The following is a 21,438-nucleotide window of genomic DNA, read 5'->3' as shown; positions in this document are numbered from 1 at the left end:
GCGTCTTCGCGCAGCCGACTGGGGCCCGCTCATTCCGAATACCGACTACCAGCACTGGAAGAAGCTCTGGACGACGCGGGCGTGCGGGACGGCCGTCTTCATGACGCACGCCACACCGCCGGGACCGTGCTCCTGCTGCTGGGAGTCCCCGATGTGGTGGTCGACGCGATCATGGGCTGGGAGCCCGGCGGCTCGGCGCGGATGCGCGCCGGGTACCTGCACGTCACCGGTCCCATGCTGAAGAACGTCGCCAAGCAGGTCGGTGACGCGCTCTGGGACGCTACCGAGGAGGCAGGCCCCGACACCGGCTCGGACCCCGCAGAGCGGGCCGCAGACCCCAACTGAGACGGAAACTGAGACGGGGAGACGCGAAGGGCCCCACCGCAAGCGGTGGGGCCCTTCAACGTATTGCCCGGTGAGAGCAATGGCGGAGGATACGAGATTCGAACTCGTGAGGGGTTGCCCCCAACACGCTTTCCAAATGTTCGTCCGGGGGTCCGGGGTGAGCCATCGGCGTCCTGACCTGCGCCGGAATGAGAGGCGGGGCGTCCGGTGGACGTTGCTGGACGGGGGCGAACGAGACCAGAACTGAGACCATCAGGGCAGGGCCGCCGAGGCCGCCCCGTCGGCACGGCCGCCTCTTGACCAGCCCCGCTGCAGCTTTGTGTGCCCCCGAGTAGGCACTACCAGGACCGATCGGCAGTTGACGCTGGCTGCTGGGTCACCCGTCCTGGAGTCGGATCGCCATCACGGTTCCGTCGGGGCGGATGGACACCGCGTTCCACTGCTCTGATGTGCTGCGGTCCGGCCACTGCCCTCGTAGGGCGTGTACCTCACTTCGGTATTCACTGACGCGCCCGTGGTGGAGGTGCGTGTAGAGGCTCCTCTTGAGCCCGGAAAATGCCTCTATGCGGGTGCCATTGAGGCGGTAGATGTGGTCGGTACCGACGAAGTCGATGTCGTGGATGCGGTGCTCCGCATCTCGCAGCCCGGCCGTGTTGGCATGGACATCGTGCTGGAAGTGGCGTCGGCCTTGTTCCTTGGTCAGGTACTGGGCGGTGGGTTTGCCACCTCCGGTGAAGGCCGTGAGCGTGGCTGCTTCCGTCCGTGCCAGCACGACGCTGAACCAGGCAAAGGAGTCGGGCAGTACCTGGAACCCGGGGACGATCATCTCTCCGCGGTCCGTGGGCCGCACGACGTCGGCCATACGGTTCCCCTGCTCCAGGGCGAGATCCAGGCCGGCTTCTGATGTCTCTCCGGACGGGCGGAGGACGGTCGTACCCGGCGCCTCCAGGATGTGCACGGCAAGGCTCTCCGTGGTGGGGATCTCGGTTCCGATGAGCAGGTACGGGACTGTGCCGTACGGCCCAATGTGCACGGACTCAACGTGGGCGCTGGCCGTACCGAGCTGCTTCTGTACCTGGTGAACGCTGCTGTGGGTGCCCTTGGAGGAGAGGAGGAGGACCTTGGACGGCTGGCCTGGTTGCCAGGCTTCGACGAAGAAGTGGGGCCGTCGCTGTAGCGGCTCCGGGCGAGTGCCGGTACCGGAGCTGCGTAGGGTCCAGCCGGCCTTCAGAGCGATGTCCGCCGGGATCACGGAGACCGAGTGGTCGGGGTAGCGGGACCTGACCAGCTTCTCGGCCAAAAGAGAGGCGAAGCCGGTGCCGATTTCTCCGGACTGGGTGGCCTTGTAAAAGCGCAGGAGATCGCGCCCTTCGGACGACAGCTGCAGGTATCGGCCGCGGTTGGCTTCCAGGGCCTGGCTGTAGCGCAGGCTGCCCCAGTGCTCGGCGAGTCCTCGCCCCGCACCTTGGCGGGCCGAAGCGGCTCCGAGGCCGATGGCGTGGATGACCTGCCAGGGTGTGAGTGTCAGTGATCGCGGCGCTGTCCGGACGGCCCTGTAGTCGGTGCGTCGGCGAAGGGAGCCCCGCCCGTCCTCTATCCGCTTCTCGTCCTCGTCCGCCGCAGCCTTGGCGACCTGGGCGGCGAGCTCGGGTGATGAGCGGACCTGGACGTGGGAGGTGGTGCTCAGCTCGTGGAGGATCTCGGCGACGGCTTTGGATTCGTCCTTGTTCACCGGCAGCCCTTCTGTCGATGTGGTGCGGCGTGAGCTGGAGGACCGTAGGACGGGACAGGGGAGCGCAATCAAGTGCGCACGAGGGGCGCAGGCCGGTATTCGGCCAGCCCCCTTCGAGGAACGTTCGAGCGGTGTGCGGTCCCGCACTCCCCAGCCGTCGGCGAGCGCGGCCACCAGGGCCAGACCGCGTCCGGACAAGTCGGTGTCGGCGGCCTGGCGAGCCTGATGAAGGACTCCTCGTCCTCGATCAGGCCATCCGCACGGCCGCGCAGGACGGACGCGTACACCAACTGCGCAGTAACGAGGGCATCAAGGCCATGAGCGAGGGGCCGACCGGCCCCGGCAGCGGTGACCAGGGAGAGACGCGTGAGCGACAACCAGCAGGCCATAACCGAGGACCGGTGGCGCCGGGCCGCGCTGATCTGGGACTACCACCAGATGCACCACCAACTGCGTCCCGGGCTTGGGCAGCCACGACCTCGGCGTTGCCACTCACTCCGCCAAGCTGTATCGCTCCGGGCTGTTCCCGGCCCTGGTCTTCACCGGCGGCAACAGCCCCACCACCGCCAAGGTCTTCCCGCGCGGCGAGGCCGTCCACTTTCGCGAGCACGCCATCGACCTCGGCGTCCCCGCCGAAGAAATCCTGCTGGAACCGGAGGCAGGCAACACCGGGCAGAACATCACTCTCTCCCGTGAAGTCCTCGCCGCCGCCGGCATCACCCCGACGAAAGTGATGCTGGTTTCCAAGCCCTACATGGGAACGACGCTCGTTCGCGACCGCCCGCAAGCTATGGCCCGACGTCGAGATCCTCTGTGCGTCGGAGCCACTGGAGTTCGACGACTACGTGAAGTCCATCGGCGACGAGAAGCTCGTCCTGGACATGCTCGTCGGCGATCTCCAGCGGGTCATCGAGTATCCGGAGCTCGGATTCGCCATCGAGCAGGAGGTCCCGGAGGACGTGCACGGAGCGTACGAATCCCTCATCCGTGACGGCTTCACCAGCCGTCTCATCGCTTCCTGACCTGCCGGAGCCGGGCGGGCTGTGCTCAATTCACCAGCCCCAATCTGTGCAGTGGCTGACCGTCCCCACACGCCTTCCCCACGGACGGCCGACTCTCACTCGGGACGCGTTGATCGACGATCCCGACCGGGTTCGCCGGAAACTGAGGCTCGCCGATCTCTCCGCCGTGACCGGCGCCAGCGCGTTCGACGGCCGGCCCAGCCGCGTCCCCAACCTCACAGGGCAATACAGCTAGGGCCGTGCGGCTTTGAGCGGTGGGCAGGCGCCAGCGACGTACTGGCGGCAACTGCAACCACCAACGCCGAAGGGCCCCACCGTGAACGGTGGGGCCCTTCGACGTATTGCCCGGTGAGAGTAATGGCGGAGGATACGAGATTCGAACTCGTGAGGGGTTGCCCCGAACATGCTTTCCAAATGTTCGTCCGGCTGTTCGAGGACGGACGCGGGCGTATCTGGCCTGGGCGGAGGCAGCGGCTACGGGATCGCCGAACTGTGGTGTACGCCTGCGATCGAGGTCAGGACGTGATTTACCTATATTATTTTAGAGTACATCTGGAATTTTTTCCTTCATGCCTGTTGAGCCTTTACCGGCGCTTACAGGGAGCATTCCTTCTTCGGATTTGTCATCATAGATGAACCGAAGGAACTTTAGCTTCTCACCTCTGGCGTGCGCGTTCCATGCTTTTACCGTTGTTCCATACAGGACGGTCTTGTCGCGGTAGGACAGGGCGCGATCCATCCGTGCGATTGCTCTGTTCCGCAAGAGGAGGATGGGATCTCCCTTGGACATATTTTCGCCCAAGATCATGCCTTCGACGAATGATTCAATCGCCCCAGGATTGCTCCCGCGGGAAGCCTGTGCGAGTACTGCCAGCATATTTGTCGATGAACTTCCACACGCCCGATAGATGCGTGACGCTGCTGAGGCGTATTCTTGCAGTTCGGGCCATTGCTCCACGGTTTCGAAAACGACATCGTTATCGAAACTTCCACGATGCATGAAGGAAGCTTCGTTTCCGTTTTCCCTGCAGACGTCTGCAAAGAGGATGATCCTGGCTGCGCCTTTGATGATGTTCGCGTTTGCTACTCGCATGAATTGCGATGGGACGCGACCGTAGCCGGTATCGATCACTGCAAAAGTGGATGGATCTGCGCCGACGTGGACCCTCATTGGGACCACCGTCTTGGAGTGAATTACGGCTAGTAGGCGATGCTGCCCATCGATCAAGTTCCCTTGGCTGTCAAAGGCGATGGATTGGTGTGTCAGCTTCCAGCGGCCCTCCGCCATGGCCTTTGAATATCGCTTCACTCGTAGAGTGGACGCCTTCCTGTTCCCCTCGAGGTTTCTTTTTAGCCATTTCTCGGCCAATTCTGCCCCGACCCAATAGTTGCCGGAACGTACGGGGATTCCATTTTCGTTGAGTGTTGGAACGGAGAACGCGTAGCCATCTTCGAGTCTGGTGATGTCGTTCATGGTGTGTTGGAGCTAATCACGAGCGCTCTGGTGAAGAAATGTTTCTTTGCTGGACCGTGGAGCGCTCGTCACTCGTTCGAGCATATTAACTAACTCGTCAGAGTGAATTCTGGAAGCCCAGCGCCAGCCGTGGTGGCCCTCGTTCGTCGGTTCTTCGCACGGCACAGCCTGGGACTGCGGACGTCGGCCCGGCCGCAGGGCGTGTCTGCGTGCCTGGTTACGAAGCACCCCACCGTGAGGGGTGGTGGTGGACGCGAAAACCGCAAATCAGGGACTGGAGTGGCGTGCAGAACTGCGGAACCCACATACGCGGCGGGTGGTGCGGGCTCGAATGAGGGATGCCCACGCTCGGCATGCAACCAGCCTCTGGACGGCTGCAGCAGCCCGTGCCAGGAGTGCGGCCATCTCTTCGAATTGCTGTGGGCGGCTGCTTCCGCTCTGGGGCGCCCTCCGGGGGAGGTGGGCCCGTGTACCCGGTGCCCTCAAGTGATGCGCCGCTACGGACGCAACGCGGCGATGGTGTGCGGCAGCTTCCCCGCCGAGGCCAACCCGAGGCCGGCGTAGCGCCGGAAGGGCAACTGCTGGGGTCATAGACGTTAGTGGTTGCGGTTTTGGTCCGTAGCAGTCCGGTCGGAAGCCGAACGAGGGTGATGAGACCAGGAATGAGACCAGTACGGGCGGTCTGACGGCGCCGCTGTTGGCCGGTACCGTATCGCCGAGCACGAGGATCAGCCTCGGTGGCAAGATCCTCAAATTTCCTGCCGACCGAGGAGTCTCCTGGATACTCTCGATCGCACTGAAGTGATCAAGTGCCCTCGGGAAACGGACCCGCCAGAGTGACAAAGGCCAACCCCTTCGCGCCGCCACCAGGGCACGCGAACACCCCGGCGTGGTCATCCCTGGACGACCATCTGTGGCACTCGTGCGAGATCGTCGCGGATCTCCTTGCAGGCGGTCTGGCTCGCCGTCCGTTGATCGCCACGACAGCGAGACTGGAGCGCGACGACCGTGCCCTGGCTGTCGGCCCCGGTAAGCGTTCGACCTGGCGAGCCCCAGGCAACGGGCGGTACCAGCACAACAGTGTGGTCGCCGTCGGCAATCCCGCATTCGTCATCGGGAGTCTTCTGGGTTCCGCGATCGGCAACTCCGCCAGGCGGCGCCAAGCAGCGCGTGACGCCCAAGCGCGATGGATGGTCGACGGCCCGGGGGAGGTGACGATCACCCGTCAGAAGCTGCACTTTGCGAGCAGCGCGGGCGGACTTGACCTTGATTGGAAGGCCCTGAGCACGATCGACCTCGTGAGCGTGGCTACGTTCCAGACGAGCTTCGTCAATACTCGCGGCCAGCAGGTGAACACGATGGTGCACACACCATGGGCGTCCCTCGCCTTCGCTGTCGCCGCCATCACCGCGTTTCCCGCACATCCTCGCCTGCTGAGCGGTGGATGGCTCCCCCCGGGGTTCGAGCAGAAATGTGCCCGCTTCGGTCGGCCTTGCCGCCCCGCCGCCACACTTGCGGTGTCCCAGTAATCCACCCCGCTTCCCGACACGCGTCGATGTCGGCTTGGGCTCGGGCAGCGCGTCGCCCGCCGACGACGTTCCCGCTGCCACCTGCCTGAGCGAATCCACGATGTCGACGACGAGTGGATCGAGCTTGAACGGATGCCTGTGTTCGGGGTGCGCGACGGTCGCGAACGAACCGAGGGCGCTCGCTGTGCTTGAGGTCAGAGGCGGGGTGGATAGTCAGCCGCAGGCCGACAGGGCTGTCTACTCTAGGTGCTGCACCGTCTAACCTGCGGAGCATGATTCGTGCGGTGGTGTTCGACGTGGGTGAGTGTCTTGTCGACGAGACCCGGGAGTACGGGACCTGGGCGGACTGGCTGGAAGTGCCGCGGCATACCTTCGCGGCGATGTTCGGGGCGGTCATCGCGCAAGGGCGTGACTACCGGGAGACGTTCCAGGAGTTTCGTCCGGGGTTCGACCTGACTGAGGAGCACGAGAAGCGCGCGGCAGCCGGGAAGCCGGAATGGTTCGGCGAGGACGACCTCTACCCCGATGTGCGGCCCACGCTGGCCGCGCTGCGGGAGGCCGACCTGTGGGTGGGCATCGCGGGAAACCAGACTGTGCGAGCCGGCGGCCTGCTGCGCGGGCTGGACCTTCCATCCGACCTGATCGCCACCAGCGACGACTGGGAAGCATCGAAGCCGGACGTGGCCTTCTTCGAGCACGTCATCGAAGCGACGCCTGCCGAGCCGGGCGAGATCCTGTACGTCGGCGACCGGCTCGACAACGACATTCGCCCGGCCGTGCAGGCTGGGCTTCTGACTGCTTTGATTCGGCGTGGGCCGTGGGGCACGATTCAGCAGCGTGACCCGGATGCGGACTCGATCACCACGATGCACATCGACTCGCTCGCGGAGCTGCCCGAGAGGATCGCCAAGTTCAACGCTGGAGAGCGCTGACTGTCCTGTCCCAGTCGTAGGGAGGCGGTCGTCGAGGTTGCCGACGCTCTGCTTGCCCAGGGAATGGCGTTAGGAGCTCGCATTTTCGCTGGCCGAGGTCCGCCGGTGACGAGTGTTGTCCCGCTCCGCGCTCAGCCGAGGCGAGGGGTGACGCGTTGATCTGTGCGGCTCAGACTGTGCCGGGCTGTACCTGGGCAAGTACCAACCCATGGATGGATCAATCGTGAAGTGGGCGTGCGTGGTGGCCGAGGCGGAGTTGAGCGCGCCACTTCCTCGTCGATGGGCGCACTCGCAGGGGGTCGCGCAGCGCGCGGCCGATCTGGCTGGGGTTCTGGGAGACGACGCGGAGCTGCTGACCTCTGCGGCTGTCCTGCATGATGTGGGCTACGCTCCGCGGCTGGCTGTGACCGGATTTCATCCGCTGGATGGCGCTCGGTTTCTTCGTGACGTCCATGCTGCGGATGAACGCCTGGTTCGGTTGGTGGCGAACCATTCGCTGGCGTTGCTGGAAGCGGAGGAGCGCGGATTGCGGGACGTGCTGGAGGTTGAGTTTCCGCTGCTCGACGACCAGCGGCTTGTGGACGCCCTTGTCTACTGCGACATGACGACCACGCCCGATGGTGAGGGCACTTCTGTCGAGGCTCGTCTGGCGGAGATCAATGTCCGTTACGGTTCTGACAGTCTGGTAGGGCGGTTCATCCGTCGGGCATCGCCGGAGATTCGTGCTGCTGTGGAGCGGGTGGAAGCAGCGTTGGCGGCTCAGCCCAGGTAGGGGTAGGTGCCGGCGAGGTAGTCGCCGATCTGCTGACGCATGCTGGGGTGGATGTCGTACTGGTCAAGGTCGGACGGCTGGACGAAGCGAACTCCGTCGGCCTCGTCGTTGATGGTGGGCTCGCCGCCCACCGGGCGTCCGATGTACGTGTTCTCGTACTGCTGGCGGATCTCGCCGTCGGTGTAGGCCACGATGTGGTTGGGGTTTGTGTAGACCCCGAGGAAGCCTGTGATCTCGGCGATGATGCCGGTCTCTTCGAGGCATTCGCGCACGGCGCACTGTGCCGCCGTCTCCCCGATGTCCTGGGCGCCGCCCGGCAGGGCCCATTGGCCTGTGTCTCGACGGCGCTGGAGAAGGATGGCGCCGCTGTCGTCGACGACGAGCATGTTGTTGGCGGGAATGAGCGTGTTTGCCTTGGGGGCTTTGGGGTCGTTGTAGTACTCAGTCCTGCCCATGTGACGAGGGCCCCTCCTGGTCTGGCGTCCAAGGGCTCGCGGTGGCCCAGACAGCTTCGAAACTCTGAGCGTAGTTGTCGAACCACCCTGCAGCATCAACTCTCTTGAGATGGAGCAGAGGGTTGGCACTGGCTGGCTGGCCCCAGACATGCGGGTTGACCAGCAGGTCGTTGTCATAGCGGAACAGGGAGGCGTAAAGCGTGGTGTCGTGCAGCCTGACCTCACAGCCCGCCTCAGACAATAAGGGCCGGTAGTAGGTCAGGGAGGCGCGGATCTTGGCGGCAAGCGTGTCGCCGATGCCCTCTTCACGGCCGCGGATAGCCACAGCTCGGCCGCTTGACTCACCGAAGCAGAGCCGTACTTGCACCCCGTCTGCCGCTCGCTCGGCGAGCATCTTTGCGACGTGGGGGTTGGACTGGGCGAAGAACGTGCCGGAGAAGACGAGGACACTGATCTGGTCCTGGGCCCCCTTCAGCAGCGAGAGCCACATGTCCCGCGGAACGCTGGCCCGGTTCTGGTAGGTCCCGACCAGCTCCAAGCCTGACCCGGAAGTGGGCTGTCCGGCACTCGGCGCCGGTGCTGGCCAAAGAAACAGCTCCTCCACACGCAAGTGCTGAGCGGCACGGAATCTGTGGCGCGCGTGGGGAACGCGCCCCCCGAGCCAGCGACTGACGGTCTTCGGGTCTACCTCGCAGAGCTCAGCGAGTGACTCTGGCGAGAGGCCGCGCTGGGCGAGTACGGAGTGCAGTCGCTCGTTCACAGGCGCCATACAAGCCGAGGCGGCCAGGAGCGGGCAAGGACGTTATGGGACGTTCCTCAGGAGCCGGAGCTTCGACCATGGTACTTACGCTGGTCGTATGGAGCTCATCGTCCTGTGGGACATCGACCACACGCTCATCGAGAATGCCGGGGTCAGTAAGGAGATCTACGCCGCCGCGTTCACGGCGCTGGCGGGAACCCCTCCGATCGAACCTGCGCGGACGGAGGGCCGTACGGATCGCCTGATCATGCGTGACATGTTCCAGCGGAACAGTCTGTCCGAGCCGGACTGGCCGGCTGTCGAGGCTGCTCTTGCCAGTGCCGGAGAGGAACGCCTCCACGATCTCAGCGTGCGCGGGACGGCGCTGCCGGGCGTGCGTGACGTCTTGAAGGTGACCTCGGTACACGAGGGCTGGGTGTCTTCGGTTCTCACCGGCAATATTGCGGCCAACGCCCGCGTGAAGGTATCGGCCTTCGGACTGGACCCCCTCCTCGACCTGTCTGTTGGTGCCTATGGGGCTGACGCTCTCCAGCGTCCGGGCTTGGTAGCTGTTGCCCGGGAGCGCGCCCAACGCCTCCGAGGCGCGTGGGATGACGTGCCTGTCGTGCTGGTAGGAGATACCCCGAGGGATGTCGAGGCCGCGCTCGCCACGAACTCCGGGATCATTGCGGTCGCTTCTGGCGTCCACAGCGCCGAAGAATTGAGGGCTGCCGGCGCGCAGGTAGTGCTACCGAACCTGACGGACACTGCGCATGTTCTCGGGATCCTGGAGACCCTCGCGGCCCACTGAAAACGTCCCAGGACGTCCCCGGGGCGTCCGGATACGCGGTGATGCTGTCCGTACTCGTTCCGCCAGCATCAGGTCTCCCACCAGGCAACTGCCCGAAGGAGACCCACGTGATCGGGGAAGTCACCGGGATCCGCAGGATCCGGATGCTGTACCTGCAGCTGTTGTACCGCTGCAACTTCGAGTGTCTGCACTGCTTCCATGGCAAGAGGCTCAAGCACGCCGATGCCTTCACTGCAGACGAGGCCGTCAACCTCCTCACGCTCATGCGCGACCAGTACGGCACCGAGGCTGTCACCCTGCTGGGCGGCGAGCCGTTCGTCTACAAGGACCTCGCCTACGTCGTCCGGTACGCCAAGCAGGAACTGGGCATGCAGGTCGAGATCTGCACCAACGGCTATCGGATCGAGCGCCGGCTCACCGAGATCGCCCCCCACCTGGACCTGCTACGGGTATCGCTGGAGGGCATCGGCTCGACCAACGACCACGTCCGCAAGTTCGGGAGCTACCAGAGTGCGCTGAGCGCACTCGACATCGCCCGGGGACTCGGTGTCCGCACCGGTGCGACCCTGACGGTCACCTCTCGCAACATCGATGAGGTGCTCCCTCTGGCGCGCACCCTGCAACACTATGGAGTCGAGCAGTTGAAGCTTCACTGCCTCCGACCGGTCGGCAACGCAGCAGATCACCCCGAGCTCCTCATCACCGACTCCGCCGCCTACATCCGCCTACGTGAACAGCTCCAGACCGCCGACCTGACCATCGAAGTGATCGTCGACGAGGACTTGTCCGAGAACGGCGCCCCGGAGATTTGCGCTCCTGCAGGTGGCCCGACACAGATCGATCGGATCGAGGCCGACCCGCGCGGCGCACTCACCATGTCCTGCAAGGCCGTCGGCAAGGACTCCCACGCTTTCTGGTACGACAAGCTCGCTGACCACATCGACCACCGGCCATCCGCCACCGACGAACTCACGCTCGCGGTACCGGACGTCGTGTACGGCCGTGTCTGACGCCCCGCTGTTCGAGAGCCTCGAAGGACTTCGCGGCACCGGCAAGTCGACCATCGCACCGATGCTGGCAGCAGCCCGTGAAGCCGTTCTGGTCCCGACCGTGCCGCTCATCTACCAGCCTCTGCGGCGCGAGGTGGACCTGCGGGGGAATGCCGAGGCCAGGATGTGCTTCTACCTGTCCGCGCTGTTCACCGCGGCTGATGAGATACGGCGCTACCTGTCCTCGGGCACCCCGGTCGTCGTGGAGAGCTACTTCGCTCGCTGCCTCGCCACCCACCGCGCTCTCGGCGTTCGTCTTGGGGTCAGTCTGCCGCCCGACCTGCCGCAGCCCGTGACCTACCAGCTGACGTGCGGCGAAGACGAGCGCCGGCGTCGGCTCACTGAGCGGACCAAGCCGGTCTCCCGCTGGGACACCCTCGTCGAGGACTCTGGCGACCGGGTCACCGATGCCTATGCCCAGTTCCCGATGCACCGCGTGGACACCACGCGCCTGGACCCCGACGAGGTCGTCCAGGCGATCCTCGCCACCGACACGCAAGGAGCCCACCACCGTGCAAACGCAGAGCCTGTGGGAGCACACCCTCACCTTCTTTCCCCAGTTCCTCGCCGCGCTGAAGGAGCGTGCCACTCCTGACGCCACTGTCGCGGTCATCGGCGCGAGCGACGGCAAGTTCATCCTGCCGCTGGCCGCCGCCGGCTACCGAGTGATCGCCGTAGAACGCGACCCCCTTGCTCTTCACGGTGGTGAGGTCACGCTCCCGGGTGACAACCAGGCCCACGCCATGGGCCTCATCGACCGGCTCAAGCTCGAATCGCTATACGACCGAGTGCAGGTCGTGGAGGAGGACTTCCTTCAATGGGAGCCTCTGGACATGCCCTGCGACGCCATCTGGACGAGCTGCTCGTGGCATTACAGTGCCAACCACCATCGCCCGCTCGCCGAGTTCATCACCCGCATGCAGTCGTCCGTACGCCAGGACGGTCTGTTCGGCGCGGAGTTCATGATGCCTGTCACCCAGCGCCAGCACCTGATCGAGCACTACACGTCCCCCGAGAAGCTCGGGCGTCACTTCATCGGCGACTGGGACGTTCTGCTGACCCTGCGAACGAATGAGTTCGCCGAGCGGGCCCACATCGGCCAGCTCCAGGACCACACCCACCGGATGGGCCTGCTCCTCGCGGCCCGCACCCCCTCCTAATCGCTAAAGGAAGAACCCGTGAAGCACGAGTACGAGGCCAAGTTCCTCGCCATCGACGTCGCCGGCCTTCAGACCAAGCTGACCACTCTGGGCGCCGCCCAAGCGTTCCCGCGCACCCTTCTCACCCGCAAGATCTTCGAGAACGACGCCCTCGAAGGAGGTGCCTGGGTGCGGCTGCGCGACGAGGGCACCCGGTCGACGCTGACACTCAAGCAGGTCACCGACGCCACCACGATCGACGGCACCACCGAGATCGAAACCGAGGTCACGGACCTGCACGCCATGGCCGAGATCCTCCGCAGCCTCGGTATGCGCGAGGTCCGGTACCAGGAGAACTACCGCGAAGAGTGGCGCCTCGGCGAGGTCGCCTTCGACTTCGACACCTGGCCGGACCTCCCCACCTTCGTCGAGATCGAAGGGCCTGACGAGGCATCGGTCCGACAAGCAGCTGCACTGCTCGAACTCGACTACTCCGAAGCCCGGTTCGGCAGCGTGGATGAGATCTACAAGAGCGAATCAGGCCGCGACATCCTGGCGGAACCCACCCTCCTCTTCGCGGACGCCGACAAGAGTGAGGCAGCCCCAGTGGCCGCCCATGGCCACTGACCTTGAGGGCTGAGCTGTGCTTATGGAACTGGCCGTACCACACCGGGTGATACCCGGGATCGCCGAGTTCGCTCGCGGTGGTCTGCCCGCACCGGCAGGTACCGACGACGGCAACCACTGGATCGATGGGCTCTGCTGGCTCTACTGCGGCCAGAAGTGGACCCGTGTCCTGTGGATCGGTCCCGTGAGCGTGGCCGGTGCCCAAGCAGCGATGTACGCCTGCGGCCCTTGCATCCGGGCACTTCAGGAGCAGGTCTGGCAATCCATCCTTCTCAACGATGATCCGGTTCGTTCGACGCAGCCCGGGATCCCTCCTCAGGCAGAGCCGGTTGGCGGACGTCGGGCGGGGAAGCATCGAGCACGAAGTGGATTCTTGCGCCGCGGATAGCCTGCTTGGTTGGGGCGGTCACCGCGACTCTCCACAGCGATGGCTCTGCGCGAACGCCGTACCAACCAACCGCAGGGGACGGTCACCCAACGGGTTTCCGTTCCCTGCGGCTGTGACGACTTCTATCGGCGGTGGGGCTGTTGGCGCTTGTCTGTGGGCGAGCCTGTTGCTACGTGTATTGCGGTTCGGTTCTGCTGGACGGGGGCTCCTGCGGCCGTGGTGGTACGCAGGCGGGCCGCTTCTGCTCGACGGTTGCGTACAGGGTTGCGGCTGGTGTGCTGGATACGGGTGATCAGGACGCGCGCGGGTTGACGGGCGGTGGTCAGTTCGCGTCGAGCGGCGGCTTCCTGGAGAAGCTGGTGGGGTTTGTGGCCGCGTGCTTCGGCGTCGGCGAGGACGGTGGCGAGAGCGGGCCAGCCGGGGTCGGTGAGGATCCGGTCGGCGTGTTCGGGGACAGCGGCGCGTACGTCGCTGGCCAGGGTTCGGCGGTTCTCGTCCTTCGGGCGGCGGGCTTCGAGCTTGATCAGTACGGGGGTGAGGGCGCTGTCGGCTGCTGCCTGGAGATGCTGAAGGGCCTGCCGGGCGGAGTCGGCCTGGGGGGCGTTGCCTTTGGCGTCGTGCCAGCGTCCGGCGAGGATGGCGGCCCAGACCATGGCGGCGACGAGGGCGGCGAGGGCGCTGCCGCCGGGGCCCGTGGCGGTGTTGGCGATGTCGCGGGCTGCGGTCCGTAGAGCGTGGGCAGCGCGGTCCTCTCCCCAAATCTGGGAGCGCTGGGCACGGGCGAACGCCTTGCTGGCCAATTGCAGCTGGACGCGCAGGTCGGTGGGGGCCTTCTGGGCAGTGGCTTGCATGAGTTCTCCGAGGGCGGTGATCTGGGCCTGGGCCATCGCGCCACCGTTGTCGCCGGTGCTGGTGTCGGTGCTGGTGTCGGTGAGGTGGGTGTGAAGGGTGTTGAGGGCTTCGGTTGCCTGCTGCCAGGGGCTGCTGGGCTGGTTGCGGCGGGCACTGGGGTGCTCCTCCGGCGCGCTGCTTTCTAGGCGGGCCTTCAGTTTGGGCAGGGTGAGGTCGGGGGCGATCTTCCCGCCGGGGTGGAAGATCTGCTCGCCGTCCTTGTTCAGGTTGCCGGGCCGGCCGACCGCGTAGCCCAGGAGGTCGCCTGAGGGTCCTCGGCGGAGCTTGACCAGGACGTCGTCGGCCTCGAGGTAGGCGAGGAGATCCTCGGCGCTGCTCGCGTGGGGGATGGCGGCGCGGATGCGATCTTGGAGCCATTCGCGGCTGGTCTGTTCCCAGCCGAGGCGTTCGGCTTTGTGCATCTCAGCCTGGGTGGGGCGGCGTCCGGCGGTGCGGTCACCCTTCTTCAGCTGGCGTAGGCCGTAGTCCGCCTCGATCCGGCGGCATGCGTCGCCGACGCGGATGCCGCTGTCGTGGAGCTTGGGGCGGCGTCCGTCTTCGCGGACGGTGGTGGCGAGGATGTGGATGTGGTCGTCGGCGTGGCGGATGGCTATCCAGCGGCAGGCCAGGTCGTCGCCTTTGGGAGCGATGCCGGCGGCTTCGACGATGCGCTGGGCGATCTCGCCCCATTCGGCGTCGGAGAGGTGACGGTCTTCGGGGGCGGCGCGGACGGGGCAGTGCCAGACGTGGTCGGTGACCTTCTTGCCGAACTCGCTGTTGCGGAGCCGGACGGGCTCGTCGATGTGGCGGGCGAGCTGGGTGAGGGTGGCGTTCTCGTCGCGGCCGGGGTCGGGCATGCCGAGCATCGCGAAGCCGGCCAGGATGTGCGGGTCGGTGTGCTCGTCGTGGTGGCCGGGGCCGTAGAGGTAGGCGAGCAGGCCACGGGTGTTGGACCCGGCCGGTTTGATGGCGGCGATCATGCAGGCAGGTCCTTCCTGGGGTCGGTGGGCTCTCGCAGGGCTTCTGCGATCAGCTCCAGCACGTGGTGCAGCTCGCCGAGACGCTGGCGGATGTCGGGCGGGGTGAGGTCGCTGTTAAGTGCGCGGGCGATTTGGTTGATGTTGATGCCGATGCGGTTGAGCTCGCGCAACACCTGGGCGCGGAACATGTGGGTGCGGCGGCGGTCTTCAGACAGCGGCAGATTCGCGGTGAACCGACCGGAGAGGAAGGCGAGGACGATGTCGGCGGCGAAGCCGGAATCGCCCTTGTAGCCATGCTCGGCAGCCGCCTCTTGGAGGTCGGCGTGCTCGTCGCCGGTGAAACGCAACGGGCCGACTCGGACGACGCGCTTGGTGCCGGTGAAGCGGCGGATCGTGGGCTGAACGCTCTGCACGGATTGCTTGCCGGCGGCAGACGCGGTGGTGGGTGCGGGGCGGAGTATCTGCTGCTGGACGGCGTGGAGTTCGTCCAGGTCGCGGCCGCCCTCGGCCCCGACCTCCTGGTGCGGCGCCCCCTGGCGCTGGGCCGTCTCCGCCACCCCTGGGGCGGAGATCCCCCGAATCCGGCCTTGAGTCGGACTCGGGGTACTACTGGCTCCGCCAGGGGCAGCCCGTCCGAACGCCCGCCGCAAACGCCCCATCAGCGTAGGCGATTTCGGCAGCGGCAGCGGCTCGTCGAGGGTGTCCTTGGCGTGGTGCGGGTCGTGGGTCACGGGTGGTTCTCCGGGGAAGAGCGGGTGGGCTGGTGGCGTGCGGAGGGCCACCGCCCGGCCACAGGTGTGGATAAGTGATCGGGTGGCGAGGCCACGATCGCGTGGCCGGTGGCCGGAAGAGTTCCGGCCACCGGCGGGCGGGTGGTCAGCCGGTGTTCGGACCGGCGTCGGCTTCGGCGTCGGATTCCGGCCGGAGGATGTTCATGACCTCGGTCAGTCGTTGGCCGCTGACCGTATGCCCCTTGTCGCGTATGGCCTGTTGAACGATGGCCCGAGTGAGCTTCCGCTTCTCGACCGCAGCGATCCGGCCGATCTCAACCAGTTCCTCGACCGCCGCGCTGACCGGTCGGCCACCACGCGGCTGGCCGTCCGAAACCGGGGGCGGTGGCGGCATCCGGACGGAAACGGCCGACTGCGGTTCGGCGAGGTAAGTGGATGGTGGGGCAGGTGGTTCTAGCGTCTCGGCGGAAGCGACGACCGGGTGGTCGAGGGGCCGGTCAACCACTTGGTGGATCTGCCGCATCAGCACGCCGAAGGCCAGCAGGGCGGCGGTCGGGGGGACCGCGGCGACCACGTAGTCGAGCAGGGGCACGATGCTTGCATTGCCCGTTCCGCTGACGCCGGCCACGTTGAGCGCGATGGATCCGACCGACCCTGTGGCCGTTAGAGCGATCGCCCACCAGTCGGTCACCCGGCGCAGCCCCGCGCGGAGCATGAGTAGTTCGCCCGCGACGATGAACGCGTCCAGGGTCGCAGGCCAGGCCCATTGCCGGACCGGGGAGCTTCCCAGCCCATGCTGTCCAGCAACCTGGGCGAGGTGTGCGTACGAGAGCCAGAATCCGCCGGCGGTGAGGGCGATGATGACGACTCCGGCCGCGACGAGGGCGTACCGCTCGGCAGCGTGCTGGGGCGTTGCTTGCCGCTCCACCGCCTGGATGCGCTGCGTACGGGGCGTGGGGCGATTCCACTGGGTGGTGTGGTGGGTGGTGTTGCAGGGTGTGGCGGGTGTGGTCATGCGGGGTTCTCCGGGGGTGGTTCTGCGGAGGCGATCACGGCGTTCACGCAGGGGGCGTACACGCGAGCCCCCTTCTAAAGGGGGGCTCACGCGTGAACGCTGGGGTGCGTGTACGGCGTGAACGATCGCGTGATTGTCTGACCTGGGGTTTTGTGCTTGGCGTGTACGCCTGCGGTGTCGCGTGGGCCCGCGTGTGGGGGAGGGGTGCGTGTACGCCCTCGTGTACGGTCCCGGCGTCCGGCGGTGGGGTCAGGAGACGGCGCCGATGTGGCGGAGCGAGGCGCGGTAGCGGGCTTGCTGGCCGCCTCCGGTGCCGCCCGCGGTTCCTTCGGCCTTGTCCGCGAGTCCGGCCCTGACGAGGCGGTCCAGGGTGCGCCTGGCCTTCTCGGTGGCGGAGCGCTCGGGGTTGTTCTGGCCGCTTTGGATCACGGCGAGTTCGCGCACGGTCAGGCCGTCGGGACGCTGGCGCAGGATGGCGACCGGGTCGAGGGTGGGGTCGAGCGTCGAGGTGCCGCGTTCGTGGTCGTGGATGACCTGGAGGGGGCCGATCTCGCCGGTGGGGGTTTTGAGGTGGTGCAGGGTGACGGCGAGGTCGCCCGCTTCCCCGGAGACGAAGAGGACGCTGCCCGCGCCGGAGGTGATCCAGGTGGAGCCGTAGACGCGGTCCAGTGTGGGCTTCTGGGCGCGTGGGGCGCCCTCGGTGGCCTTGCGCTGGTGGTGGAGTTCCATGATCTCGACGCCGTTGCGGATGGCTCGCTGGCGGGCGTTGTTGTACGCGACGCCGAGGGCGTCGTCGACCAGGGTGCTCACTGCGTCCTTGAGGCTGTCGATCACGATGGTGTCGGCCTGGTGGGCGGCGGCGAGGTCGGCGAGGAGGTCGGGCTCCTTGTCCAGGGTGGCGGGCAGAGGTCCCTGCCAGACGGCGAGCCCGTCGCGCAAGCGCTGCTCGTGTTCGGGTCGGACGCTGCGGGCCATGGCACGGGCTATCTGCTTGTACCGGTCCAGTGCCAGGTACAGCACCCGTCGGCTCGGTGCCACCGGCATGTCCAGGACGCTGTCCGCCAGGCCCAGGCGGGCGAGGATCACCTGGTGGGCCAGTGTGGTCTTCCCGACACCGGGCGCTCCGACGATCATCAGGCTCTCGCCCGACGACCAGGCCGTTTGCTCCCGCGTGCCCCACAGCGGCTCGGTGTCGGTGCCGGTCTCGGTGACGAAGCGCCAACCGTCGGTGATGAACCGGGAGAGCCGGCCCTGGCCGGAGGCGAGCGCACGCTCGCGCTCGGTCCGGACATCCGATTCCACCTCGCTGCGGATGGCGTCCGGATCGGCGCCCGGCTCCATCGTGCGTTGGGCGGTCCGGATGCCGGAGGCACGCAAGCGGCGCAGGTCGGCCATCCTGCGCACGATGCCCGCGTAGTAGACGGCGCTGCTGACCGAGGGCACGGCGTCGGCGAGCTGGTGGACGTACACCACACCCCCGACCCGCTCCAGGTCGTCCTGGGCACGCAGCTGGTGAGACAGGACGATTGGGTCGGTCGGCTTGTCCTCGCCGTGCAGAGCGAGGATCGTGCGCCAGATCGTCTCGTGCGCGGGGCGGTAGAAGTCGGCCGCGTCGAGCAGTTGGCGTACTTCGTCGATCACCGCCGCCTGATGCATGCAGGCCCCCAGCACGGCGGATTCGGCGTCCACGTCGTGTGGTGGAACCGCGGTGAGGTCGCCCGCCGTGGGCTGGCGGCCGGGTCCCGTGAGGTGTGGCGCGTTCGGCCGGGGTTCGTCCATACTGGACATTGAGCTCCTCAACTTGCGGGCCGTATGGGACGGCGAATCCCAGGCCACGCGGGTCAATCGTTCAGGGATGGGCGGTTACGAGAGTTCGTGCTTGGCCCCCGGTGTTCGTAGCACCGGGGGCTTTTTGCGTTCACCCCCGTTCGAGGGCGGACGACTACAGTACCTGACGTTTTCGGAAGCGCAATGGTTGCATTCTGCTCCGCAATGGTGTTTAGTTTTCACCATCGCCCAGGGTCTCCGCCGGGCCCTGTTCAGGAGGTGCAGTGATGAGTAGTGACGAAGGCGCCTCCCGCGCGGGGCCGGATCGGCCGCTGGCAGAGGATCACGTCGCGCAGCGCATCAAGCTCGAACGTGAGGCGCGCGGGTGGAGCACGGTCACGCTCGCCGAGCGGATGGCCGAGGCCGGCCACCCGGTCAACCAGTCCGCGATCTGGCGCATCGAGAGTGGCAAGCCCCGGCGGCGGGTCAACCTCGATGAGGCGCTCGGCTTTTGCAAGGTCTTCGACCTGACCTTCGACGAGCTGACCAGCCCGCCCGGCCAGCTCGCCAACCCGCTGGTCCGTCGTCTCGTCGGCGAGTACGTCGCGAGATGGAAGGAATGGCGGGCCCTTGGCAAGGACATGCGCCGGATCCAGGACGAACTCACGGCGTACACGGACGCCAACCCCAACCAGGAGGACATGGTCAAGGGCCTGCTGACCCACGAGCTGACCATCGCCTCCAACGGCGACTTCCACCGCCACCGCGGAGCCCCAACCCAACTCCGCAGCTTCCTCGGTGAGCGCATGGACGCGCCGCCCGAACAGAGCTGACTCGGCCCTTCGCTGCTACGAACAGCGCGGTCTTGCCGTACCCGGCTCCTTAATTTCACGCCCATCCCTGAACGACTTGCCGGCCAATCGGGATTCGCCGTCCCATGGCCTGTCAGGAGAGGACCCTCCCTTGCACCGAAGCGAACTTCCGCTTGCCCAGATAGCCGACCTCCTGGACGTCCCCGAGGACGACCTGCGGACTCTGATTTCCGAACACCGTCCCGCTGGAGGCGACACCACCCTCGTGGCCCTCACCGTCGCCGAGGCTGCGCGGCGGATCGGTATCGGCCGCACGAAGCTGTACGAGTACGTCACCTCCGGCGAGATCGCCTCGGTCAAGATCGGCAGCTTGCGCCGTATCCCAGCGGAGGCGGTGAACGACTTTCTGGCCCGGCGCCTCACGGCCAGCGACTTCGGGGCCGCCGCGTGACGCGGGGCGCGACGGCGAAAAGCCGTCAGCCCAACGGCGCCTCAACTATCTATCTCGGCAAAGACGGGCGCTGGCACGGCCGCGTCACCGTCGGCGTCAAGGACGACGGTAAGCCTGACCGCCGCCATGTCAGCCGCAAGACCCGAGCCGAGGTCACCAAGGCCGTACGGGAGCTGGAGCGGCAACGCGACAAGGGCGCGGTCCGAAAGGCCGGTCAGAGCTGGACGCTGGAGACCTGGCTCACCCACTGGGTCGAGAACATTGCCGCGCCGAACGTCTCCGAGAACACCATCGATGGCTACCGCGTTGCGGTAAATCACCACCTCATCCCCGGCCTGGGCGCCCACCGCCTGGAGAAGCTGGAGCCGGAACACCTGGAGCGCTTCTACAAGAAGATGCAGGAGACCGGCAGCGCTGCAGGCACCGCGCACCAGACCCACCGCACCATTCGCGCCGCCCTCAACGAGGCCGTGCGCCGTGGACACCTCACCCGCAACCCAGCCACGATCGCAAAGGCCCCACGCCTCGAAGAGGATGAAGTCGAGCCGTACTCGGTCGAAGAGGTCCAGCGCCTTCTGGCAGAAGCGGGGAAGCACCGCAACACAGCCCGCTGGGTCATTGCCCTGGCGCTCGGCCTCCGACAAGGCGAGGTTCTCGGCATGCAGTGGACCGACGTCGACTTCAAGCTCGGCGTGATCCGCGTCCGCCGAGGCCGCTTGCGGCCCCGCTACCAGCACGGCTGCGGCGACCGCTGCGGGCGCAAGCCCGGCTTCTGCCCGCAGAAGATCAATACACGGCGGGAAACCAAGAACGTGAAGTCACGCGCCGGACAGCGGCCCATCGGCGCCCCGGACGAGCTGATGGACCTCCTCCGGCAGCACAAGGAGGAGCAGGCCCGCGAACGGGCCCTTGCCCGCGACCTCTGGACGGAGAAGGGGTACGTCTTCACCTCGCCCATCGGCGAGCCCCTGAACCCGAACACGGACTTCCATAAGTGGAAGGACCTGCTGAAGGCAGCGGATGTCCGTGACGGCCGCCTCCACGATGCCCGCCACACCGCAGCGACGGTTCTGCTTATCCTCGGCGTCTCCGACGCTGTGGTGGACGCCATCATGGGCTGGGAGCCCGGTAAGTCCGCCCGGATGCGCCGCCGCTACCAACACCTGACCAGCCGCGTCCTCAAGGACACCGCCGACAAGATCGGCGGCCTCCTCTGGGGCAACGACCCGAGCCAAGCGGGCGGAGCAATCGCGCCCAGTGCCGGCTACAGCCCCGTACTCGCGGAGCTGACGGTCCACGTTGCACGCCTCGGCGAGCGGCGGGTGCCCTTCGTCCAGCGCGAGCACGCTGCCGAGGTCGTTGCCCAGTGGAGCGAGGACTGGCCGGACCGAACGGCTGAGGTCGAGGAGTGGGACCGAGGACGCTGGGAGCGCAACGGACCCGGCGGCGTGCGCGCAGTGCGCGACCAGATGCCGGAGCGGACCGTTGTCTTCCACGCTCGAGCCCTGTTCCTCCCGGGTGGGGAGCGCGCAACGACAGGACTCCTCGATCAGTGGTCGGTGCCGGCCTGGGACTTCGAGACCGATGCCTACACCAGCCGCTCGTCGGTTTGGCGTACGGTCCGGCTGCCTGGCGCGGGCCAGGAGGTCGAGGCTAACGCGCGCGGTACGGACAAGGCTGCTGTGGAGGCCGCCTTCGACGAGGCGTGCGCACAAGCTGTGGACCGTGCCCAGAACCCGGGGAAGTACGGCGATATCGACGACTGGTAGTCGGCATG

General features: G+C 66.6%; 19 protein-coding genes and 2 pseudogenes. 13 read left to right on the top strand and 8 right to left on the bottom strand.

All coding sequences use genetic code 11. The annotated features are described in order from the left end of the window. Nucleotides 1-19: 19 nt before the first annotated feature. Nucleotides 20-345: pseudogene (locus tag NRF20_RS22150) on the top strand (site-specific integrase); the annotation flags it as partial. A 376-nt stretch (nucleotides 346-721) separates the two neighbouring features. Here the strand turns inward: NRF20_RS22150 and NRF20_RS22145 are convergent. Beyond that, complete coding sequence (locus NRF20_RS22145) at nucleotides 722-2,077, bottom strand: hypothetical protein (RefSeq protein ID WP_413753153.1); 1,356 nt, start codon at nucleotides 2,075-2,077, stop codon at nucleotides 722-724. A gap of 366 nt (nucleotides 2,078-2,443) precedes the next feature. Here NRF20_RS22145 and NRF20_RS22140 point away from each other — a divergent pair. Then, a pseudogene (locus NRF20_RS22140) lies at nucleotides 2,444-3,099 on the top strand (YdcF family protein). 541 nt (nucleotides 3,100-3,640) lie between these two features. On the opposite strand, the gene NRF20_RS22135 reads toward NRF20_RS22140, so the two are convergent. Next, entirely contained in the window at nucleotides 3,641-4,573 is a 933-nt protein-coding gene (locus tag NRF20_RS22135; protein ID WP_413753152.1) for a hypothetical protein, read from the bottom strand. Between the two features lie 1,082 nt (nucleotides 4,574-5,655). Between NRF20_RS22135 and NRF20_RS22130 the strand changes: the two genes are divergently transcribed. The 3 genes from NRF20_RS22130 (at nucleotide 5,656) to NRF20_RS22120 (ending at nucleotide 7,806) form a co-directional block, all read left to right on the top strand. After that, the gene (locus NRF20_RS22130; protein ID WP_413753151.1) at nucleotides 5,656-6,102 is read left to right on the top strand and encodes a hypothetical protein; all 447 of its coding nucleotides are present in this window, start codon (nucleotides 5,656-5,658) and stop codon (nucleotides 6,100-6,102) included. A gap of 272 nt (nucleotides 6,103-6,374) precedes the next feature. Further along, entirely contained in the window at nucleotides 6,375-7,034 is a 660-nt protein-coding gene (locus tag NRF20_RS22125) for an HAD family hydrolase (protein ID WP_413753150.1), read from the top strand. 208 nt (nucleotides 7,035-7,242) lie between these two features. Then, nucleotides 7,243-7,806 carry an HD domain-containing protein gene (locus NRF20_RS22120; protein WP_413753149.1) on the top strand — a complete coding sequence of 188 codons (564 nt, stop codon included), beginning with the start codon at nucleotides 7,243-7,245 and terminating at the stop codon, nucleotides 7,804-7,806. Here NRF20_RS22120 and NRF20_RS22115 read toward each other — a convergent pair. Together NRF20_RS22115 and NRF20_RS22110 are read right to left on the bottom strand one after the other, a co-directional pair. Beyond that, nucleotides 7,794-8,261, bottom strand: a complete 468-nt coding sequence (locus NRF20_RS22115) for an NUDIX hydrolase (protein ID WP_413753148.1) — start codon at nucleotides 8,259-8,261, stop codon at nucleotides 7,794-7,796. The two genes, NRF20_RS22120 and NRF20_RS22115, sit on opposite strands and share 13 nt — an antisense overlap. Then, on the bottom strand, nucleotides 8,248-9,021 hold the full coding sequence (locus NRF20_RS22110) for a helix-turn-helix transcriptional regulator (protein ID WP_413753147.1): 774 nt from the start codon (nucleotides 9,019-9,021) through the stop codon (nucleotides 8,248-8,250). Before NRF20_RS22110 ends, NRF20_RS22115 begins: the two co-directional genes overlap by 14 nt. Nucleotides 9,022-9,118: 97 nt before the next feature. Here NRF20_RS22110 and NRF20_RS22105 point away from each other — a divergent pair, with 97 nt between their 5' ends. From NRF20_RS22105 to NRF20_RS22085, 5 genes are all read left to right on the top strand, one after another. Beyond that, entirely contained in the window at nucleotides 9,119-9,811 is a 693-nt protein-coding gene (locus tag NRF20_RS22105; protein ID WP_413753146.1) for an HAD family hydrolase, read from the top strand. Nucleotides 9,812-9,918: 107 nt separating this feature from the next. Then, a complete protein-coding gene (locus NRF20_RS22100) occupies nucleotides 9,919-10,821 on the top strand; it encodes a radical SAM protein (RefSeq protein WP_413753145.1) in 903 nt (300 codons plus the stop codon). Continuing rightward, on the top strand, nucleotides 10,814-11,455 hold the full coding sequence (locus NRF20_RS22095; RefSeq protein ID WP_413753144.1) for a hypothetical protein: 642 nt from the start codon (nucleotides 10,814-10,816) through the stop codon (nucleotides 11,453-11,455). Before NRF20_RS22100 ends, NRF20_RS22095 begins: the two co-directional genes overlap by 8 nt. Further along, nucleotides 11,373-12,020, top strand: a complete 648-nt coding sequence (locus NRF20_RS22090; protein ID WP_413753143.1) for an SAM-dependent methyltransferase — start codon at nucleotides 11,373-11,375, stop codon at nucleotides 12,018-12,020. The genes NRF20_RS22095 and NRF20_RS22090 overlap by 83 nt, the downstream gene beginning before the upstream one ends. An 18-nt stretch (nucleotides 12,021-12,038) precedes the next feature. Continuing rightward, nucleotides 12,039-12,626 (top strand): class IV adenylate cyclase, encoded by a 588-nt coding sequence (locus NRF20_RS22085; RefSeq protein ID WP_413753142.1) that lies wholly within the window; start codon nucleotides 12,039-12,041, stop codon nucleotides 12,624-12,626. A gap of 510 nt (nucleotides 12,627-13,136) precedes the next feature. Here the strand turns inward: NRF20_RS22085 and NRF20_RS22080 are convergent. From NRF20_RS22080 to NRF20_RS22065, 4 genes are all read right to left on the bottom strand, one after another. After that, the gene (locus NRF20_RS22080; RefSeq protein WP_413753141.1) at nucleotides 13,137-14,885 is read right to left on the bottom strand and encodes a relaxase/mobilization nuclease domain-containing protein; all 1,749 of its coding nucleotides are present in this window, start codon (nucleotides 14,883-14,885) and stop codon (nucleotides 13,137-13,139) included. Next, the gene (locus tag NRF20_RS22075; protein WP_413753140.1) at nucleotides 14,882-15,442 is read right to left on the bottom strand and encodes a MobC family plasmid mobilization relaxosome protein; all 561 of its coding nucleotides are present in this window, start codon (nucleotides 15,440-15,442) and stop codon (nucleotides 14,882-14,884) included. The genes NRF20_RS22080 and NRF20_RS22075 overlap by 4 nt, the downstream gene beginning before the upstream one ends. A gap of 319 nt (nucleotides 15,443-15,761) precedes the next feature. After that, a complete protein-coding gene (locus NRF20_RS22070) occupies nucleotides 15,762-16,631 on the bottom strand; it encodes a DUF2637 domain-containing protein (RefSeq protein WP_413753139.1) in 870 nt (289 codons plus the stop codon). Nucleotides 16,632-16,880: 249 nt separating this feature from the next. Further along, on the bottom strand, nucleotides 16,881-18,419 hold the full coding sequence (locus NRF20_RS22065; RefSeq protein WP_413753138.1) for a DnaB-like helicase N-terminal domain-containing protein: 1,539 nt from the start codon (nucleotides 18,417-18,419) through the stop codon (nucleotides 16,881-16,883). 266 nt (nucleotides 18,420-18,685) lie between these two features. Here NRF20_RS22065 and NRF20_RS22060 point away from each other — a divergent pair, with 266 nt between their 5' ends. The 3 genes from NRF20_RS22060 (at nucleotide 18,686) to NRF20_RS22050 (ending at nucleotide 21,430) form a co-directional block, all read left to right on the top strand. Beyond that, nucleotides 18,686-19,231 (top strand): helix-turn-helix transcriptional regulator, encoded by a 546-nt coding sequence (locus NRF20_RS22060; protein WP_413753137.1) that lies wholly within the window; start codon nucleotides 18,686-18,688, stop codon nucleotides 19,229-19,231. A gap of 130 nt (nucleotides 19,232-19,361) precedes the next feature. Beyond that, complete coding sequence (locus NRF20_RS22055; RefSeq protein WP_413753136.1) at nucleotides 19,362-19,661, top strand: helix-turn-helix domain-containing protein; 300 nt, start codon at nucleotides 19,362-19,364, stop codon at nucleotides 19,659-19,661. Beyond that, nucleotides 19,658-21,430 (top strand): tyrosine-type recombinase/integrase, encoded by a 1,773-nt coding sequence (locus NRF20_RS22050; protein WP_413753135.1) that lies wholly within the window; start codon nucleotides 19,658-19,660, stop codon nucleotides 21,428-21,430. The genes NRF20_RS22055 and NRF20_RS22050 overlap by 4 nt, the downstream gene beginning before the upstream one ends. Nucleotides 21,431-21,438: the final 8 nt, after the last annotated feature.

The sequence above is a fragment of the Streptomyces sp. R-74717 genome (assembly GCF_047305335.1).
GTDB classification, from domain to species: Bacteria; Actinomycetota; Actinomycetes; order Streptomycetales; family Streptomycetaceae; genus Streptomyces; species Streptomyces atratus.
The sequence above is the reverse complement of the archived record's forward strand: the minus strand, read 5'-3'. Positions and strand labels throughout refer to the sequence as shown.

What these genes read in the sequence shown, in the direction of transcription:
- NRF20_RS22080 (WP_413753141.1), bottom strand. Translation starts at nt 14,885, where the DNA reads ATGATCGCCGCCATCAAACCGGCCGGGTCCAACACCCGTGGCCTGCTC.
- NRF20_RS22065 (WP_413753138.1), bottom strand. Translation starts at nt 18,419, where the DNA reads ATGTCCAGTATGGACGAACCCCGGCCGAACGCGCCACACCTCACGGGA.
- NRF20_RS22060 (WP_413753137.1), top strand. Translation starts at nt 18,686, where the DNA reads ATGAGTAGTGACGAAGGCGCCTCCCGCGCGGGGCCGGATCGGCCGCTG.
- NRF20_RS22070 (WP_413753139.1), bottom strand. Translation starts at nt 16,631, where the DNA reads ATGACCACACCCGCCACACCCTGCAACACCACCCACCACACCACCCAG.
- NRF20_RS22105 (WP_413753146.1), top strand. Translation starts at nt 9,119, where the DNA reads ATGGAGCTCATCGTCCTGTGGGACATCGACCACACGCTCATCGAGAAT.
- NRF20_RS22135 (WP_413753152.1), bottom strand. Translation starts at nt 4,573, where the DNA reads ATGAACGACATCACCAGACTCGAAGATGGCTACGCGTTCTCCGTTCCA.
- NRF20_RS22115 (WP_413753148.1), bottom strand. Translation starts at nt 8,261, where the DNA reads ATGGGCAGGACTGAGTACTACAACGACCCCAAAGCCCCCAAGGCAAAC.
- NRF20_RS22125 (WP_413753150.1), top strand. Translation starts at nt 6,375, where the DNA reads ATGATTCGTGCGGTGGTGTTCGACGTGGGTGAGTGTCTTGTCGACGAG.
- NRF20_RS22120 (WP_413753149.1), top strand. Translation starts at nt 7,243, where the DNA reads ATGGATGGATCAATCGTGAAGTGGGCGTGCGTGGTGGCCGAGGCGGAG.